The organism is Proteus sp. fly-1089, from assembly GCF_040138965.1.
Taxonomy (GTDB): domain Bacteria; phylum Pseudomonadota; class Gammaproteobacteria; order Enterobacterales; family Enterobacteriaceae; genus Proteus; species Proteus vulgaris_B.
The window spans coordinates 444613-461252 of the sequence record NZ_JBEETS010000002.1; the positions used below are offsets into that span (position 1 = coordinate 444613).

The window sequence follows — 16640 nt, forward strand, 5'->3', positions numbered from 1 at the left end:
AATACCGCCATGATAAAATACAGAACAGCACAACAGTGTGGTAAAGCGGATTATGGTTGGCTACAAGCTCGCTACACATTTTCCTTTGGCCACTATTTTGACCCTCATTTTTTAGACTATGGCACGCTAAGAGTTCTTAACCAAGAAGTGCTTGCACCAAATTCTGAATTTAAAGCAAAGACCTATCCTCATGTTGATGTGGTTAATCTTATTCTTCAAGGGGAAGCGACATACCTAGATAATATGGGACGGACAGTCACAGCAAAAGAAAATGAGTGCTTACTTATTTCGCCTCATAATACAGAAACCTATATTGAGAAAAATAGCAGCCCAGATACGCCATTAACCCGTATCCAGTTGTGGCTAAATGCTTGTCCACAACAAGAAAGTTTAGCTTCACAAAAATTGATATTAGATGAAAATTTAAAATATCAATTATTAGCTTCACCTACGGGTGATGATGGCTCGTTAATGTTAAGGCAAACTATTTGGCTTTATCATATTCATTTGCAAGCAGGTGATGAAATTACACTCCCAATAAAAGGACAGAAAGGCTTTTTACAATCCATAAAAGGCGGCACCTATTTGCAAACATCAACACAAGAAAATGGGCAAATACAGTGTGGTGATGGCGCGTTTATTCAAGATAGCCATAGCATCACATTAAAAAGCTCGGTTAATTTTCGTGGCTTATTTATTGATATAATTTCGTAATGAGACGTTTAAATCGGCATAAAAGTAGAAAACCCTCGACACACAATGTGAATCGAGGGTTTTTTATGAGGTGAGTTGACCGTTAAGCCGGGTTCTGTCGTGGACAACCATTCATCTAGGCCAGAACTTGCGCGCTGGCTCCAGCAACCTACCCGGGTTCAATGCGGGCCGCACCATAAGAACCCCTATTTGGTCTTGCTCCGGGTGGAGTTTACCATGCCACAAACTGTTACCAGTTGCGCGGTGCGCTCTTACCGCACCCTTTCACCCTTACCTGATCCTGAAAACAGGCCATCGGCGGTTTACTCTCTGCTGCACTTGTCGTAGGCTCGCGCCTCCCAGACGTTATCTGGCACCCTGCCCTGTGGAGCCCGGACTTTCCTCCCCTCTATCCGTCTCCCCCGAAGGGACAACGATAAAGCAGCGGTTGTCTAGTCAACTCAGGGTGCGGATTATAGGGATTCTGATAGAAAATGTATAGCAAAAGAAGCTAAAAAATCACTTTACTCGTCTTGAGCTTCACCATTTTGCTCAATAACGTGTTTATAAAGTGCATTTTTCTTCACGCCATAAATCTCAGCCGTCACAGCAGCTGCTTTTTTCAGAGGTAACTCTTTTTGTAAAATCGCAAGTGTTCGCAACACTTCAGGGGAAAAATCATTATCAACGGGTTTTTCATACCCCTCAACAATGAGAACCATCTCACCTTTACGGCGATTTTCATCTTCAAGTACCCATTTGAGTAATTCACCCACTGGCATACCTTGAATAGTTTCCCACGTTTTTGTGAGCTCTCTCGCTAATACTACGTAGCGATCTTCACCCCAAACTGTCACCATATCAGCTAAACTATCTAACAGCCGATGTGTTGACTCATAAAAAATCAATGTACGAGGTTCTTCTGACAATTCACGTAGGCAATCTTGGCGACTTTTTGTTTTTGCTGGTAAAAAACCTTCATAACAAAAACGATCAGAAGGAAGCCCTGCAGCAGAAAGTGCCGTAATAGCAGCACAAGCGCCAGGCAGTGGCACGACATTTATGCCATGTTTACGACATTGATTGACTAAATGATAGCCAGGATCGTTAATTAATGGTGTACCTGCATCAGAGACTAATGCGATACTTAGCCCCTGTTGTAATTTGCTAATTAATTGATCTGCTTTTTGCTGTTCATTATGATCATGTAACGCATACAAACGTGCGTTAATGGCAAAATGCTGTAATAGAAGCCCTGTATGACGGGTATCTTCTGCAGCAATTAAATCGACATGAGACAGCACATCTAGTGCCCGCTGGGTGATATCGCCCAGATTACCAATAGGTGTGGGTACTATGTACAGTGTGGATGTCGTTACCGCTGCTCGATTAGGTTGATTCATTGTTTATTCCGAATGACCGATTTAAAATTGAGCATAATTATAAAACATCACTGGGTACAGTATGCTTTCCTCAATTTTTGTGCGTTTTAAAACAGGTTTATCCTATACTGCGATACTCTCTGCGCTGATTATGTCAGGTTGTACCCTGACGGGGCAACAAGAACAACCTCTCACTCCCGCTGCAAAAGCAGAAATGGAGATGAAACAATTTCAAAAAGTGATTGATGATGCTCAAGGGCTGGCATCTTTAGATGTTATTAGAGCCTATATTGGGTTAGAAACATTAATTACTGATCCTGAGCTACATCAGAAAAATATTGATGATACATGGCTCACACTGACCAAACTCACACCAGAACAACGCCGTGGTGTGGTTATCAAAGCAGATGAAAATACCCTGCAAGGTTGGTTAGATTTACTCAACACATATGAATACAACAAAGATGATGCTGATAAGCTATCAACTGCCGTGAGAGAATGGCAAACTCGCTATCCTCGTAACCCAGCAGCGTTAACACTCCCTGTATCATTATTACGTCTTTCACAGCCTTCTGTTAGTACAAGTAGCCAAATCGCATTATTGTTGCCTTTAACAGGGCAAGCTAAAGTATTTGGAGAGGCTATTCGCCAAGGCTTCCTTGATGCGCAAAGTGGCTTACCACAACCTCAAGCAATGCCTGAGCCAGAATCCCCTAAAAATGATGACAGCCTTGCTTCAATCTTAGAAGAATTAGGCATCAAAAATACTGAAACACCGACAACGGATACCGCACAAGAAACAACTGAAAAAACTGAAACGACTCAAGATAAAGAAAAAGAGAGTTCTGCATTTTCAAGTAACACCACACTGCGTTTAGATCCCGTTGCACAAAATGCACGCCAAGTAATTGTTTATGATACTAATAGCCAACCTATTGATGTCTTACTGAAAAAAGTACAACAAGATGGCGCTAACTTAATTGTCGGTCCTCTGCTAAAACCAGAAGTAATGAAAACTATTGAACTTCAAAGTGGCTTACCGGTATTAGCATTAAACGAGTTAGATACAATTCCTTCTGCAACGACCGTCTGTTTCTTCTCTCTTTCACCTGAAGATGAAACCCGTAATGCAGCACAACACTTGCGTCAGCAACAAAAAGCAAACCCATTAATTATTGTTCCAGATAATAAATTTGGCCAAAGAATGGCACAAACTTTTGCTGATGAATGGCAACGTACAGGTGGCGGTACAGTTTTACAACAAACCTTTAGTTCTGTTGAAAGCTTAAAAGCATCGATTAATCGCGGTGTCGGTATTCGTATGACAGGAACACCTATTTTACCAACAGAAAATGCACCTCTGCCATTAGACTCTCAATCTATTCCATCTGCTGGTGGTGCGATTGATTCGGTTTACATCATTGCTACCAGTGATGAATTAACTTTAATTAAACCTATGATCGATATGGCGATCAGTACCCAAAAACGCCCACCGATTTATGTTAGCTCTCGTAGCAATCAAGGTGGAACAGGCCCTGATTTCCGCATGGAAATGGATGGCATTCAATTTAGTGATATTCCATTGATGACTGGCGCTAATTTGCCGTTAATGCAAAAAGCATCAAGTAAATTTGCGAACGATTACTCATTAATGCGTCTTTATGCTATGGGAATTGATGCATGGTCATTAGCAAACAATTACAATGATCTGACAAAAGGTACATTACGTTTTAATGGTATTTCAGGCTCACTACGTGTTGAAGATAACTGTACTGTTTATAGACAACTTCCTTGGATGCAATTTAAACAAGGTAAAATTGAACCTGTTACACAGTAATAGATATACTCCGTTATCATAAAAATAAGCCGCCTTTATGGCGGTTTGTTTTATGAGTAATGAAGGAAGAAAATCATGGATGATTTTTCTAAAAGCCCTTACTTTTTAGGGCTGTACTATGAACAAAAAGCGCTAAAATACTTACGCAAACAAGGATTAATATTCATTGCGCGTAATGTCCGATATCCCTGCGGAGAAATTGATCTTATTATGCAGGAAAACAAGACATGGGTATTTGTTGAGGTTCGTTTTAGATATAACACCTTATTTGGTGATGCGATAAGCTCCATTACCTACTCTAAACGGCGTCGCTTATGGCGTACAGCAAAGTGTTGGTTAGCACAGCGCCAAGAAAGTATCGAGACATCAGACTGTCGCTTTGATGTTTGTGCATTTAATCAACGCCAGTTAATATGGTTAAAAAACATTCTCGATTATACGGAATTTATTCGTTAAATTAGATTATATAGGTCTTAACGTGCTTGATAGAATCAAAGTCTGCTTTACAGAGAGTATCCAAACTCAAATTGCAGCAGCAGAAGCATTACCTGATGCTATTTCCAGAGCCGCCATGATGATGGTTCAATCGTTATTAAATGGCCATAAAATATTAAGCTGTGGAAACGGTAGCTCAGCAGCAACAGCACAGCGATTTGCCGCAAGCATGATCCATCGTTTTGAAACAGAACGTCCAAGTTTGCCTGCATTATCGTTAAACACAGATAGCGTGGTGATGACTGCAATTATGGGGAATCAGCAACACGATGAGATCTACGCTAAACAAGTGCGCGCATTAGGACAAGCTGGAGATGTGCTACTTGCTATTTCGACACACGGTAACAGTCGAAGCATTATTAAAGCCGTTGAAGCCGCTGTAACACGAGATATGACCATTGTTGCATTAACAGGCTATGATGGCGGAGAGCTTGCAGGGTTATTAGGCCCTCAAGACGTTGAGATTCGTATTCCTTCTCAACGTACCGTCAGAATACAGGAAGTTCAGATGCTAACAGTCAATTGTCTCTGCGATTTAATTGATAATACATTATTCCCACATCAGGATGACTAAGGAGTTACTATGAAATTGCTTCCTATCACTGCAGTGCTGTGCTCTGCGCTTTTACTGCAAGGTTGCATCGGTGCCGCTGTTGTCGGCACGGCTGCTGTTGCAGGCAAAACTGCAACTGATCCTCGCTCATTAGGGCAACAAGTTGATGATGGTACATTGGAAGCGCGTGTTTCTGGTGCTCTAAATAAAAATGAACAAATCAAGAAAAGCAATTCACGTATTGTGGCGACTGCTTATCAAGGCAATATCTTATTAACAGGTCAAAGCCCTGATATGTCCGTTGCCGATACGGCAAAACAAGTCGCAAGTAAAGTTGAAGGCGTGAATAACGTCTATAACGAAGTCCGCCAAGGCGAGCCGGTGACATTAGGCACTGCATCATCAGATACATGGTTAACAACCAAAGTTCGCTCTCAAATTTTAGGCAGTGATTCAGTCAAATCCTCGTCGGTAAAAGTGATCACTGAAAATGGTGAGGTGTTCTTATTTGGTATTTTAACTCGCCAAGAAGGGGCTGCTGTTGCGAAAATAGCCAGTGAAACCAAAGGGGTCGTTAAAGTAACCACCGCATTTACTTACCTTAATTAATCCCGCATTTTGATATCGTTTTGTATTATCCTGCCAGTATCAGTCTTTGTGAATAATAACTGATACTGGCAGTGTCTCTCTTAACTAAAATCGAATTGCAATAAAATAGGCTGTTAGCGTCTTAACATCCCTTTATCGATGATAAAATCAATAATAGTTTCCAAGCCTACTTTTTCTTTTAAGTTGGTGAAAACGTAAGGCTTCACAGGACGCATTCTTGCAGTATCAGCTTCCATTACTTCTAATGAGGCGCCAACATAAGGAGCTAGATCGATCTTATTGATCACGAGCAGATCAGAATGAGTAATACCCGGGCCACCTTTACGTGGAATTTTTTCCCCTTCCGCCACATCAATAACATAAATGGTTAAATCTGCAAGCTCTGGACTAAAAGTGGCACTCAAGTTATCACCACCACTCTCCACAAAAACAATATCAAGATCCTTGTGACGTATTGCCAACTCTTCAACCGCGGCAAGATTCATCGAAGCATCTTCACGGATAGCGGTATGAGGACATCCCCCTGTTTCCACACCAATAATACGATCAGCGTCTAATGCTTCGGCACGCGTTAAGATCTTGGCATCTTCTTGGGTATAAATATCGTTTGTAACAACCGCGATTTCATATGTATCACGCATTGCTTTACAAAGAACTTCTAACAGTGCTGTCTTGCCTGATCCAACAGGGCCGCCAACACCGATACGCAGTGGTTGATTATATTCTTGCATATAGGTTTCTCATGAGCGAAAAAGTCGAGTGTATTGTGTTTCATGACGACTACTGGCAATAATTTGCGCAGGTGTAAAACTCCCAATATCTTCAGTGGGCCAATGTGCAGATTGCTCAACAATCGCAGGGATCTGTTCTGCTAATGTAAACAAAATTTTCTGTCCTGCACTTTGTCCTAATGGAATAAGTTTTACACCTGACATCACCGTATTTTCAAGCCACCCCCAAGCATAAGCACAACATAATTTTTCAGAGGAAATGTTCCATTTCACAGCTGCTAACGCAAATGCCATCAGTTGTGTCTGTTTTACACAGGCTTGTAAGGTTTCATCTAACTCAATATCTAATTGAGGAAGTAAACGAGCAAAAGCAATACCTCGTTGGCGCTCTTCTTGTCGTAATTCTTTAGTTTCACGACTTGCGACAATAAAATCACACCAATATTTCACTTCACTCATTTTAGTTTGAGCTAAGCTTTCTTGTAATCGTCGTAATATAGGGAGCTCTAACGTTGCTAAAGTACCTGTCATTTGAGTACTTAACCAAGCCGTTAACGTTTGAGGACAACAAACCCAACCTTTTTCAATTGCCCACTCTAGCCCTTGAGAATAAGTAAACGATCCCACCGGTAAAGAAGGACTGACTAATTGATATAAGCGTAGATCTGCAAGCATCAATAGGCTCCCTTATTCAAATAATTAGTGATGATGATGGTGATCGTCATGAGAATGATGATGATGACCACCTGATGATCCACCGTAAGCGCCCGGTTCTGGCTGATACTTCTCTAAGCCAACGACGACGTTTGCGCCTAAGCCTCTCGCCATATCATCTAAAACATGATCGTGAAAATAGCGACACCAGCCAGCTTCAATTTGTAATGGAACATGGCGATTGCCTAAGTGATAACAAACCCTAGCTAATAACAGCGGATCTTCGCTATACACTGTAGAAACTTGCTCTTTTGCGGCTTCAATTGTGACTAGCGTATTATCTTCTGACAGTAAAATATCGCCCTCTTTTAGCACCGTACCACGGGGCAAAAACAACCCAGCTTCTTGCCCATCACTTAATGTGACTTTTAAACGGCTTTTGGTTCTTTCATCCATCGTTAAGCACAAAGTAAGAGCCGATGTTTCTCGTGTTGCTATTTCAAGTGCTTTTGGTTGATCAATAAGTTGAGTAAATCTTTTCATTCTCTATGTTCTCAATAACACGCCGATTAAAAGAGGAAGTAGCGTTGTGCCATCGGTAATTGTGTTGCAGGCTCACACACTAATGGCACACCATCTGCTTTCACAATATAAGTTTGTGGATCTAGCTCAATATGTGGCACATAGCTATTGTGGATCATCGATGCTTTTGACACGCTACGACAACCTTGGACTCGACCAATTAAGCTCTTTAAGCCAAGCTTTTCAGGCACACCGGCTTCAATGCCGGCTTTTGACATAAAGATCATTGACGTTTGGTATTTTGCTTTACCTAAACAGGCATACATTGGGCGATAATGCACAGGCTGAGGCGTTGGAATAGCTGCGTTAATATCCCCCATTGGTGCATAAGCAACCATTCCACCTTTCATGATCAATGCGGGTTTCACGCCAAAGAAAGCCGGTTCCCATAAAACCAGATCAGCCAACTTCCCTTTTTCAATAGAACCCACTTCATGTGCAATACCATGCGCTAAAGCAGGATTAATAGTGTATTTCGCTACATAGCGTTTAATGCGACAGTTATCACTTTCAGCAGTATCACCTTCTAATGTACCGCGTTGTAATTTCATTTTGTGCGCACATTGCCAAGTACGAAGAATAACTTCACCTACGCGCCCCATTGCCTGTGAGTCTGACGACATAACAGAAATAGCACCCATATCATGTAAGATATCTTCCGCAGCAATAGTTTCGCGACGAATACGAGATTCAGCAAAGGCCACATCTTCTGGAATAGAAGGATCAAGGTGATGGCAAACCATTAACATATCGAGATGTTCATCTACCGTGTTAATGGTATAAGGCATCGTTGGGTTGGTTGATGCAGGTAAAATATTCGGTTCCCCAACTGATTTAATCACATCCGGCGCATGCCCACCGCCAGCACCTTCTGTATGGAAAACGTGGATCACACGACCTGCTATCGCTTTTACCGTTTCTTCATAAAAACCACCTTCATTTAAGGTGTCAGAGTGAATAGCGACTTGCACATCCATTTCATCAGCAACATTAAGGCAATTGTGAATTGCCATTGGTGTTGCGCCCCAATCTTCATGAATTTTTAGACCAATAGCCCCTGCTTCAATCTGCTCACGAACTGCTTCCGGTCTACTCACGCAACCTTTACCAAATAACCCCACATTAATAGGCAATTCATCAACGGCTTCTAGCATGCGATGCATGTTCCAAATACCCGGCGTGACTGTGGTTGCATTCGTTCCTGCAACGGGCCCTGTGCCACCACCAATAAAAGTAGTCACACCAGAGACTAAACCTTCTTGTGCTTGTTGAGGACAGATAAAGTGAATATGGGTATCAACACCACCAGCAGTAACAATTTTACCTTCACCCGCAACCACTTCAGTGGCAGGCCCTACGATAATATCCACATTAGGTTGCACATCAGGGTTGCCTGCTTTACCGATACCCACAATACGGCCATCTTTAATACCGATATCCGCTTTTACGATACCCCAATGGTCTAAAATTATGGCGTTAGTGATAAGCACATCAACACACTCGGCATTGACAACTTGGCTTTGCCCCATGCCATCACGAATAACTTTACCACCACCAAATTTAACCTCTTCACCATAAGTGGTGAAATCTTTTTCAATTTCAAGAAAAAGCTCTGTATCGGCTAATCGCAGACGATCGCCTGTTGTTGGGCCAAACATGTCTGCATAAGCTTGACGTGAGATAGTTTTCATTTTTTCTCACTCTCCAATTTACCCATCACTTTGCCGTGAAAACCATAAATTTCACGTTTTCCTGCAAAAGCCACTAATTCAACTGTACGGCTTTGACCGGGTTCAAAACGAACCGCCATACCTGCTGGAATATTTAAACGAAAACCCAATGTGCCTTTTCGCTCAAATTTCAGCGCATCATTTACCTCATAGAAATGATAATGAGACCCCACCTGTACGGGTCTATCACCATGATTAGCCACTTGTATTGTCTTTGTTTCTCGGCCTACATTAAGCTCAATATCGCCTAATGTTTGGTTAACTCTAATTTCACCGGGTATCATGTTGTTACCTACACAATAGGATCATGGATAGAAACAAGTTTTGTACCATCAGGAAACGTACACTCTACTTGAATGTCTTTTATCATTTCTGGTACCCCTTCCATCACCTGCTCTGCCGTTAAAACAGTGCGTCCTTCACTCATTAACTGGGCAACGGTTTTACCATCACGAGCACCTTCCATAATGGCACAACTAATCAATGCAACTGCTTCAGGATAATTAAGCTTAAGCCCTCTCGCTAAGCGTCTTTCAGCAACAAGGCCCGCTGTAAAAAGCAGTAATTTATCTTTTTCTCTTGGTGTTAATTCCATTTCTGCTCCTAAAATTAACGATTATGTCGCCCATATACGAGGCGGCTCAGGGCAATACCCTAACCAGTGTTGTCTGACGGTTTGCCAAACTTGAGCAAAACACGCCATCATCGGCTCTGTTTGTGAGCCTAATAGCCGTAAAACTAAAATACCGTCTACATCGGTTAAACCATATTCGATAACAGGGTTATAAGAGGCTGAAAAAGCCTCAACACATTGTTGAATAAGATTTTTTAATTCATCAGTTGCTGGATAAATATAAAGCGAACCCAACATGGGAAACTCACGCATTGCGGCGGCTTTATTTTGTAAACCATTAACAAAAAGCGATTCTGTTAATGTCAGCTTTTCATCAATATAAAAATTAAAGCGCCCTTTAACATTGCCATTTTCAAACCATTCATTTAAAACCGGACGACCAAAACATTGAATTTCCCACCCAATAAATCTGGCAGTAGATGCAATATGAATATGTGTTTCTAGATGTACTTGAGCATCAGGAAAAAAAATATTCTCCTGTGGAAGCCACTCTAAAAAACCATTCGATGCGACCTTTAATGTTTGAATTTGACGAGCCACACCACCAGCACTACGGTAAAACTTGGTTGCACCAGGTGTGGTAAGCAATGCATGAGCTTCAGATTGAACATCAATATTGATCAGTAATTTATCACCACCGACTACCCCACCTGGAGGATGGAGTAAATAAGTGTGTGCAATACCTTGCTCAGGATAAAAAGGACGCTGAACCATTAGCGGGCCAACATGGCGTTTTTCTGTAAGACGTGTCATTCCCCGTTTTACGTCATAACGTAAAACGATTTCAGCAAGCCAACCCTTCCCTGAAAAGTCAGACATACTCACTCCTGCCAACTCGGCAAAATTATCAATAAATCAGGAAAATACGTGAAAACATACAGCACTATCCATAAGATTGTGTCATTCAAAATCAAATAGAAAATAAGCTAATGAATGTTGGATAGGGTGTGGGTAAAAAGACAAACTGTGATAACCTAAAAACAGGATAATCCCCTTCGTCTGTGACGCGCGATTCTACACCTTATTACGAAAAATGCGTTTTAAATAAATAGCATTTTATTTAGAAAAAATAACACTGATTAAAATAAATGTAGAAAATGAGCGTATATCTATATTGTCATCTTTTATCAACGGGATTATATTCTGTGCGACTGTCGTGCAGTTTCGCATGATAGCTCTCATTCTTAACTAGAATAATCTCTCTATTTATTCTAGATATAACTTATTCGTTTATACAATAAATGAGTTCATATTAAATATTTAAGCAACATTGATGCTTAGCTTGCCTGCGGTATATTGGAGATTATGGAATACAAACACATTCTGTCTTCTAACCAGATGTCTTTAAAAACGTTTTACATCGAAAATCCGATGATAGCGATGGTTAGTGGCGCAAAAGGTACAATTTGCATCAATGGACAAACTATTGATGTATCAACCCATTTGACTCTTATTATTCCCAAATATAGCCAAGTTTCCTGTGATATTGTTAATCAATTCACCCATAAATCGATTGAACTACATACCCTCGTTTTATGCGAAACAGAGCTTCAATCTGTCTTTTCTTTATTAAAGCCTTTAATTAAATCAAGCTCTCCACTGACAAGCCATCTTCCTGCTTATCATTTATCCACACCTGAAGTGGTAAAAAGCAACTTTGGCATACTCAAACAGTGTTTACCGCTACCTCATGGCTCTCCTTCTCAAGAAACCATGTTTATGCAACAGTGTCTGTTCTTTATTTTAATGGCGGTATATCAAGAAGGCGTCGATATTTTAAATATCTTCCGATTTAATTATGACGAGCCAAAAAATCAGGCAATTACGCATTTAATCACACAAGATCCACAACGAAAATGGCATTTAGAAGATGTAGCAAAAACGCTCTTTACCACCCCATCAACACTGCGTCGCCATTTAAATAAAGAAGGGGTTTCATTTTGCCAATTATTATTAGATGTCCGAATGGGGATCGCCTTAAATTATCTAACATTCTCTAATTATTCTGTCTTTCAAATCAGCCATCGTTGTGGCTTTGGGAGTAATGCCTATTTTTGCGATGCTTTTAAACGTAAATACGGTATCACGCCATCACAATTTCGAATTCAATCTCGTCAGGCTAATGATCCTTCTGCAATAACGAAATTGTCAGAAAAAATTGCAGAGCCAGATAGAAAAATATTTCAAACTTTATAATGTTATGACAAATCATTTTTCTTTAAAAAAGTGACTCCACCTAATAATCGCATTTGATTTAGGATCCACTGTTGACGTTTTAAGACGTAAGCTGAAGGTTTATTGACGTGATAGATGTGGGGATTAGGTAAAACTGCAGCTAATAGGGCTGCTTCTTGTTGAGTAAGTTGTTTAGCAGGCTTTCTAAAATAATGTTGGGAGGCCTGTTCTACACCAAAGATCCCATCACCAAACTCAACAATATTTAGATATACCGTTAAAATACGTTTTTTTGACCAGATCAGCTCAACAACGGGCGTCATGCCTGCTTCAAGCCCTTTTCTTATCCAACTACGACCATCCCATAAAAAAAGATTTTTGACTGTTTGTTGAGAAATTGTCGATGCACCTCGTAATGTTTTCCCACCGTTATGATTTTTTTTGAAAACTTTCTCAATAGCATCAAAATCAAAACCCCAATGTTTGGGGAAATTTTGATCTTCAGAAGCAATAACCGCCAAATACATCGCTGGTGCTATCTCTTTTTCACCAACCCAAGTGGAATGAGACACATAAGAGAAATCAAACTCACTCCAAGCAGAAATTTGTCTTTGGATCATAACAGCAGAAAAAGGCACTGGTAAAAAAGAAAACAGCACAACTATTAACAGCCACAAAGCAATTAGAATAATTAATAGTTTCTTTAACTTTCTCACCAGTGTCATCTGCTGTTTTCGCCTATACATTAAGCCATTTCAAGGACTTTCTTAACCAATTTCTCAATACCTACCTGTGCTTGTGCAATAGACTGCGCAAGCATATATGCAGGAGTGGTTACTACTCGATATTCTTCATCAACAACAATGTCATCAACAGGGCAATCTATATGGATCCCCCCCATTTTTTCAATAGCACTGGCTGTTGCAATATCATTTCCTATTGTTAATTTAACTGGAGCATTTAACATTTTCGGTAACATAACGGGAGCAATACAGATTAACCCTAATGGTTTTTTCTGTTGATGCATGGCTTGAACAAACCTTAAGAGATCTTTGTTAATTTCACACTCACTCCCTTTCGTGGCAAAGTTGCATAAATTCTTCGCAGCACCAAAGCCACCAGGAATAATGACTGCATCAAAGTTTTCGGCCTTTGCATCTGATAAAGGGGATATTTTTCCACGAGAAATACGCGAAGATTCTTCCATCATATTTCTTTTTTCTGATTTTTCCTCACCTGTAATATGATTAATTACAGTTGGTTGTAAATCATTAGGTGAAAAATAATGAACTTCAGCATTATTTTGGCTTAAAGCAAGCATTGTTAGTACTGATTCATGGATTTCGCTTCCATCAAACACACCACAGCCACTTAAAATTACCGCAATTGATTTCATATCTTTCTCCATTTGTAGTAGATTACTAGTTACCCATTTATAGGTGTAAACACCAATCGCCATCACATATTTAAATGTTTCTTGTAACAAAAAAACTTATCTTTGCTATTTTGTTGCTTGTATGATGTATGGAATAGTTTCATCCTATTCGCCTATGCAATGAGAATCAAAAAAAGCGGATAGAAAAGTTTCCCTGGTGTTGGCGCAGTATTCGCGCACCCCAACCTTCGGTTGGGGTTATTTTTTTCTAGCCCCTGCTAACCAGTTTCTTAAACTTTCCACATCCTTTCTCCAATCCTTCCCTAGTTCATCTACCCACTCTTGCACATTGTCCCACCAAGCAGGTAATTCCGGTGATTGGATCTGTTTAGCGAGTTGCTGTAAATGTTTTAAACCAATAGAACCCGCGGCTCCTTTGATTTTATGTCCTTCCTCAGTGATGCCCTTCTGATCACGTGCTGTCAGATTAGATTCGAGGACTGACATATAACTTGGCATCATCTTTTCAAAAACATCTAAACCATCAGTGATTAATTGAGGTCCGACAAGTTCGATGTATTGATTCAGCATGTCTATATCTAACAACTCTTCATTTTTATTCAACAATTCCGATGGCTCATTACATGGCACAGAAACCGCACCATCTCCCCAGAATTTGTTGATAATTGCGGTAAGCGCATCTACAGAAAGTGGTTTACTCAATACGTCGTTCATTCCCGCATCTAAATACTCTTTTTTATCTTTCAAAACATTTGCAGTTAATGCAATCAATGGCGGAAGTTCATTACTGTCAAATTCTTGACGTAATTTTCTTGAAATATCAAACCCTGTCATATCAGGTAATTGAATGTCTAATAGCACTAAATCATATTCATCAGGCTTAAACATCGATAAAGCTTCTTGTCCGGTCATTGCTACATCAACGGTATTACCTAACTTCTCTAAAACTGAACAGGCGACAATAACGTTAAGCTCAATATCTTCAACAAGCAGAATATTTAATGCTGGCAATAAGAACTCATCATCATTCTCAATATCAAGATGTTCTTCAATCGTAGGAGCAACGATAGTGAGCGTGAAGACAGATCCCTTACCTAACTCACTCTCTACATGAATATCACCGCCCATATGCTGTGCTAGGCGTTTTGAAACGGCAAGTCCAATCCCTGTTCCTGTTGCAGAACGTCCACCTTGACTATCATTGACTTGATAGTACATTGCGAAAATCTTCTCAAGCTCACTTTTAGGGATACCGATACCACTGTCTTTGACTTCGAAGAACAACTTATCAGGGGCTTCTTGCCAAATGCGAACTTTGATTTCACCTTCTTGCGTAAATTTCACAGCATTACCAATGAGATTCCATAAGATCTGACGTAATCGAGTTCCGTCAGAGGTTATTTTATGTGGTAAGGTTTCCTCTGCTTCGAGTGTGAATTTCAATCCTTTTGGCTGTACTAACAACCCTGAAAGGTTTTCTAAATCAGAAATAAATTCAGTAAAATCGATTGGCTGGTTATCTAGCTGAATTTTTCGACGCTCAATCTTATCCATTTCAATCACGTCATTGAAAATATTACCTAACGTAATCGCACTCACATGGATCGTTTTTAAATAATTGAGTTGCTCTGGTGAAAGCTCGGTATCCAATAAAATACGACTTAACCCAACAATGCCATTAAGCGGTGTACGCAATTCATGGCTGATTGTTGAGATAAAGGTAGTTTTATCACGGCTAGCGTTCTCTAACGCGTCTTGATAGCGCTTACGCTCTGTAATGTCACGTCCAAAGCCCATTAATCCATGACGCTTACCAATACGGTCATAAAACGGCACTTTACGTAATTCAAAACAGGCTTTTCGCCCATCCGGGTAAACCAGCCACTGCTCATACGTAAGTGAGACATTGTGACGAAAAACTTTCTCATCGGTTTCCATCACTTTTATCGCAATATCTTCGTCATATACATCAAGTGGTGTTAAACCGATAAGTTGCTTCTCACTTTTACCCGTCAGTAATTCTGTTGCGCGGTTACATCCTGAAAATTCATTATCTTCATTACGGTAATAAACCAAGTCAGGAGAGGCATCAAGGAATGAACGTAACAGTGAAGATTGTTGTTCCAGTTCTATTTGCGTCAACTCACGACGCTTCATTTCATTTTTGAGTTTTTCCAAAAGTTCGAGATGCGCTTTTTCAACTTTTTCACGCTCTTGAATTTCCAAGTTTAATTGCTCAATATTCTCTTTTAATTGAGAATTAAGCTCTAAATCACGCTGTCGCATTACACCAAGCTTATCTACCATACGAGATAAACGGCGTCGTGATTCCTCCAGTTGTTCAACGACAACCGAAAGAAAATAGACAGCCCAAGGCGTAATAATCAGCCCAAAGAAAATAGAGCGAACAAGGTCAATACTGGTAACATCACCTGCAAGCAAGAATGTTACCGCCATTTGAACAACCATCGCTAAAACAACTAATGCAGAAGCTAACAACAACGAGAAGCGAATAAGCCCTAGCCTCATCATTAAGTCAACGTAGTATTGGGCAAGCCCTTTGAGCAATTTCATTGAAAACTCCAATATATTGAATCTATGGAATGATAACCCAAAAATGAATTGGCGCAGTGGCGAACATTCAGAAATCTAATTAAGAGAGGCTATTTTTCATTATTTTGTTTGATTTAACTGTTTATTTTCTCTCAACAAGCCTATCCGAGATATATGCATTCATAAAAATAATACAAAACCAAGTAACATAAACAATAGAGATATCAACGATAAATAGACCTTATTAGGAAAAATTCAATTTGTCTTTTTTTATACAAAATGTATAAAAACAATAAAATTCCAAAATCAATATATCCATTAGAATAACTCACTACCCGTTTTTATCATTAAAGGATGAGATAAAGCTAAACCGCTCAAATAAAGTGATATAGCTCACATTAAAAAATCACTTCCTTACTATTTTAAAATAGAATAATTTAGTTATTAATCAATATATTAAAATAAAAACTTCCTTATCTGTTTTATCTCAGTCAAATATCCCTACACATTGACCTGATTTTTATTTATCGATAAGTTGAAAAGGCATTGCATAGCAATATAAAAAACACATCAAGCTAGGCAAACACAACATCACCCGACTGAGTACCCATAAATT

General features: G+C 39.9%; 17 protein-coding genes and 1 other RNA gene. 6 read left to right on the forward strand and 12 right to left on the reverse strand.

Going from position 1 to position 16640, the window contains the following annotated elements:
• The first annotated feature begins 9 nt into the window (after positions 1 to 9).
• The gene (locus tag ABN080_RS08425; protein ID WP_349440824.1) at positions 10 to 714 is read left to right on the forward strand and encodes a pirin family protein; all 705 of its coding nucleotides are present in this window, start codon (positions 10 to 12) and stop codon (positions 712 to 714) included.
• Between the two features lie 67 nt (positions 715 to 781).
• On the opposite strand, the gene rnpB is transcribed toward ABN080_RS08425, so the two are convergent.
• An RNA gene (rnpB, locus tag ABN080_RS08430) (RNase P RNA component class A) lies at positions 782 to 1157 on the reverse strand.
• A gap of 60 nt (positions 1158 to 1217) precedes the next feature.
• Positions 1218 to 2096, reverse strand: a complete 879-nt coding sequence (gene rsmI / locus ABN080_RS08435; protein WP_072069740.1) for a 16S rRNA (cytidine(1402)-2'-O)-methyltransferase — start codon at positions 2094 to 2096, stop codon at positions 1218 to 1220.
• 61 nt (positions 2097 to 2157) lie between these two features.
• Between rsmI and ABN080_RS08440 the strand changes: the two genes are divergently transcribed.
• From ABN080_RS08440 to dolP, 4 genes are all read left to right on the forward strand, one after another.
• Positions 2158 to 3912, forward strand: a complete 1755-nt coding sequence (locus ABN080_RS08440) for a penicillin-binding protein activator (protein WP_349440825.1) — start codon at positions 2158 to 2160, stop codon at positions 3910 to 3912.
• 75 nt (positions 3913 to 3987) lie between these two features.
• The gene (locus ABN080_RS08445; RefSeq protein WP_072069741.1) at positions 3988 to 4368 is read left to right on the forward strand and encodes a YraN family protein; all 381 of its coding nucleotides are present in this window, start codon (positions 3988 to 3990) and stop codon (positions 4366 to 4368) included.
• Between the two features lie 22 nt (positions 4369 to 4390).
• Positions 4391 to 4981 (forward strand): DnaA initiator-associating protein DiaA, encoded by a 591-nt coding sequence (diaA, locus tag ABN080_RS08450; protein WP_004245257.1) that lies wholly within the window; start codon positions 4391 to 4393, stop codon positions 4979 to 4981.
• 9 nt (positions 4982 to 4990) lie between these two features.
• Positions 4991 to 5569 carry a division/outer membrane stress-associated lipid-binding lipoprotein gene (gene dolP / locus ABN080_RS08455; RefSeq protein ID WP_072069742.1) on the forward strand — a complete coding sequence of 193 codons (579 nt, stop codon included), beginning with the start codon at positions 4991 to 4993 and terminating at the stop codon, positions 5567 to 5569.
• A 113-nt stretch (positions 5570 to 5682) separates the two neighbouring features.
• Here dolP and ureG read toward each other — a convergent pair whose 3' ends face one another.
• Genes ureG through ABN080_RS08490 form a run of 7 tightly spaced genes read right to left on the reverse strand, consistent with a single transcriptional unit; the run spans position 5683 to position 10719 of the window.
• Complete coding sequence (gene ureG, locus ABN080_RS08460) at positions 5683 to 6300, reverse strand: urease accessory protein UreG (protein WP_072069743.1); 618 nt, start codon at positions 6298 to 6300, stop codon at positions 5683 to 5685.
• A gap of 9 nt (positions 6301 to 6309) precedes the next feature.
• A complete protein-coding gene (locus ABN080_RS08465) occupies positions 6310 to 6975 on the reverse strand; it encodes an urease accessory protein UreF (protein WP_072069744.1) in 666 nt (221 codons plus the stop codon).
• Positions 6976 to 6999: 24 nt separating this feature from the next.
• On the reverse strand, positions 7000 to 7497 hold the full coding sequence (ureE, locus tag ABN080_RS08470; RefSeq protein WP_196554777.1) for an urease accessory protein UreE: 498 nt from the start codon (positions 7495 to 7497) through the stop codon (positions 7000 to 7002).
• A gap of 26 nt (positions 7498 to 7523) precedes the next feature.
• Positions 7524 to 9227, reverse strand: a complete 1704-nt coding sequence (gene ureC / locus ABN080_RS08475) for an urease subunit alpha (protein ID WP_196554778.1) — start codon at positions 9225 to 9227, stop codon at positions 7524 to 7526.
• On the reverse strand, positions 9224 to 9550 hold the full coding sequence (locus tag ABN080_RS08480; RefSeq protein ID WP_196554779.1) for an urease subunit beta: 327 nt from the start codon (positions 9548 to 9550) through the stop codon (positions 9224 to 9226). The genes ureC and ABN080_RS08480 overlap by 4 nt, the downstream gene beginning before the upstream one ends.
• An 8-nt stretch (positions 9551 to 9558) precedes the next feature.
• Complete coding sequence (locus ABN080_RS08485; RefSeq protein WP_004908484.1) at positions 9559 to 9861, reverse strand: urease subunit gamma; 303 nt, start codon at positions 9859 to 9861, stop codon at positions 9559 to 9561.
• 21 nt (positions 9862 to 9882) lie between these two features.
• Positions 9883 to 10719: an urease accessory protein UreD gene (locus ABN080_RS08490; protein ID WP_349440826.1), complete on the reverse strand. Its 837-nt coding sequence runs from the start codon at positions 10717 to 10719 to the stop codon at positions 9883 to 9885.
• Between the two features lie 486 nt (positions 10720 to 11205).
• Between ABN080_RS08490 and ABN080_RS08495 the strand changes: the two genes are divergently transcribed.
• On the forward strand, positions 11206 to 12096 hold the full coding sequence (locus ABN080_RS08495) for an AraC family transcriptional regulator (protein WP_196554781.1): 891 nt from the start codon (positions 11206 to 11208) through the stop codon (positions 12094 to 12096).
• 2 nt (positions 12097 to 12098) lie between these two features.
• Here ABN080_RS08495 and mtgA read toward each other — a convergent pair whose 3' ends face one another.
• The 3 genes from mtgA to arcB form a co-directional block, all read right to left on the reverse strand.
• On the reverse strand, positions 12099 to 12800 hold the full coding sequence (gene mtgA / locus ABN080_RS08500) for a monofunctional biosynthetic peptidoglycan transglycosylase (RefSeq protein ID WP_196554782.1): 702 nt from the start codon (positions 12798 to 12800) through the stop codon (positions 12099 to 12101).
• A gap of 20 nt (positions 12801 to 12820) precedes the next feature.
• On the reverse strand, positions 12821 to 13471 hold the full coding sequence (gene elbB / locus ABN080_RS08505) for an isoprenoid biosynthesis glyoxalase ElbB (protein ID WP_072069863.1): 651 nt from the start codon (positions 13469 to 13471) through the stop codon (positions 12821 to 12823).
• 237 nt (positions 13472 to 13708) lie between these two features.
• Positions 13709 to 16045 carry an aerobic respiration two-component sensor histidine kinase ArcB gene (gene arcB, locus ABN080_RS08510; RefSeq protein ID WP_196554783.1) on the reverse strand — a complete coding sequence of 779 codons (2337 nt, stop codon included), beginning with the start codon at positions 16043 to 16045 and terminating at the stop codon, positions 13709 to 13711.
• Between the last annotated feature and the right edge of the window lie 595 nt (positions 16046 to 16640).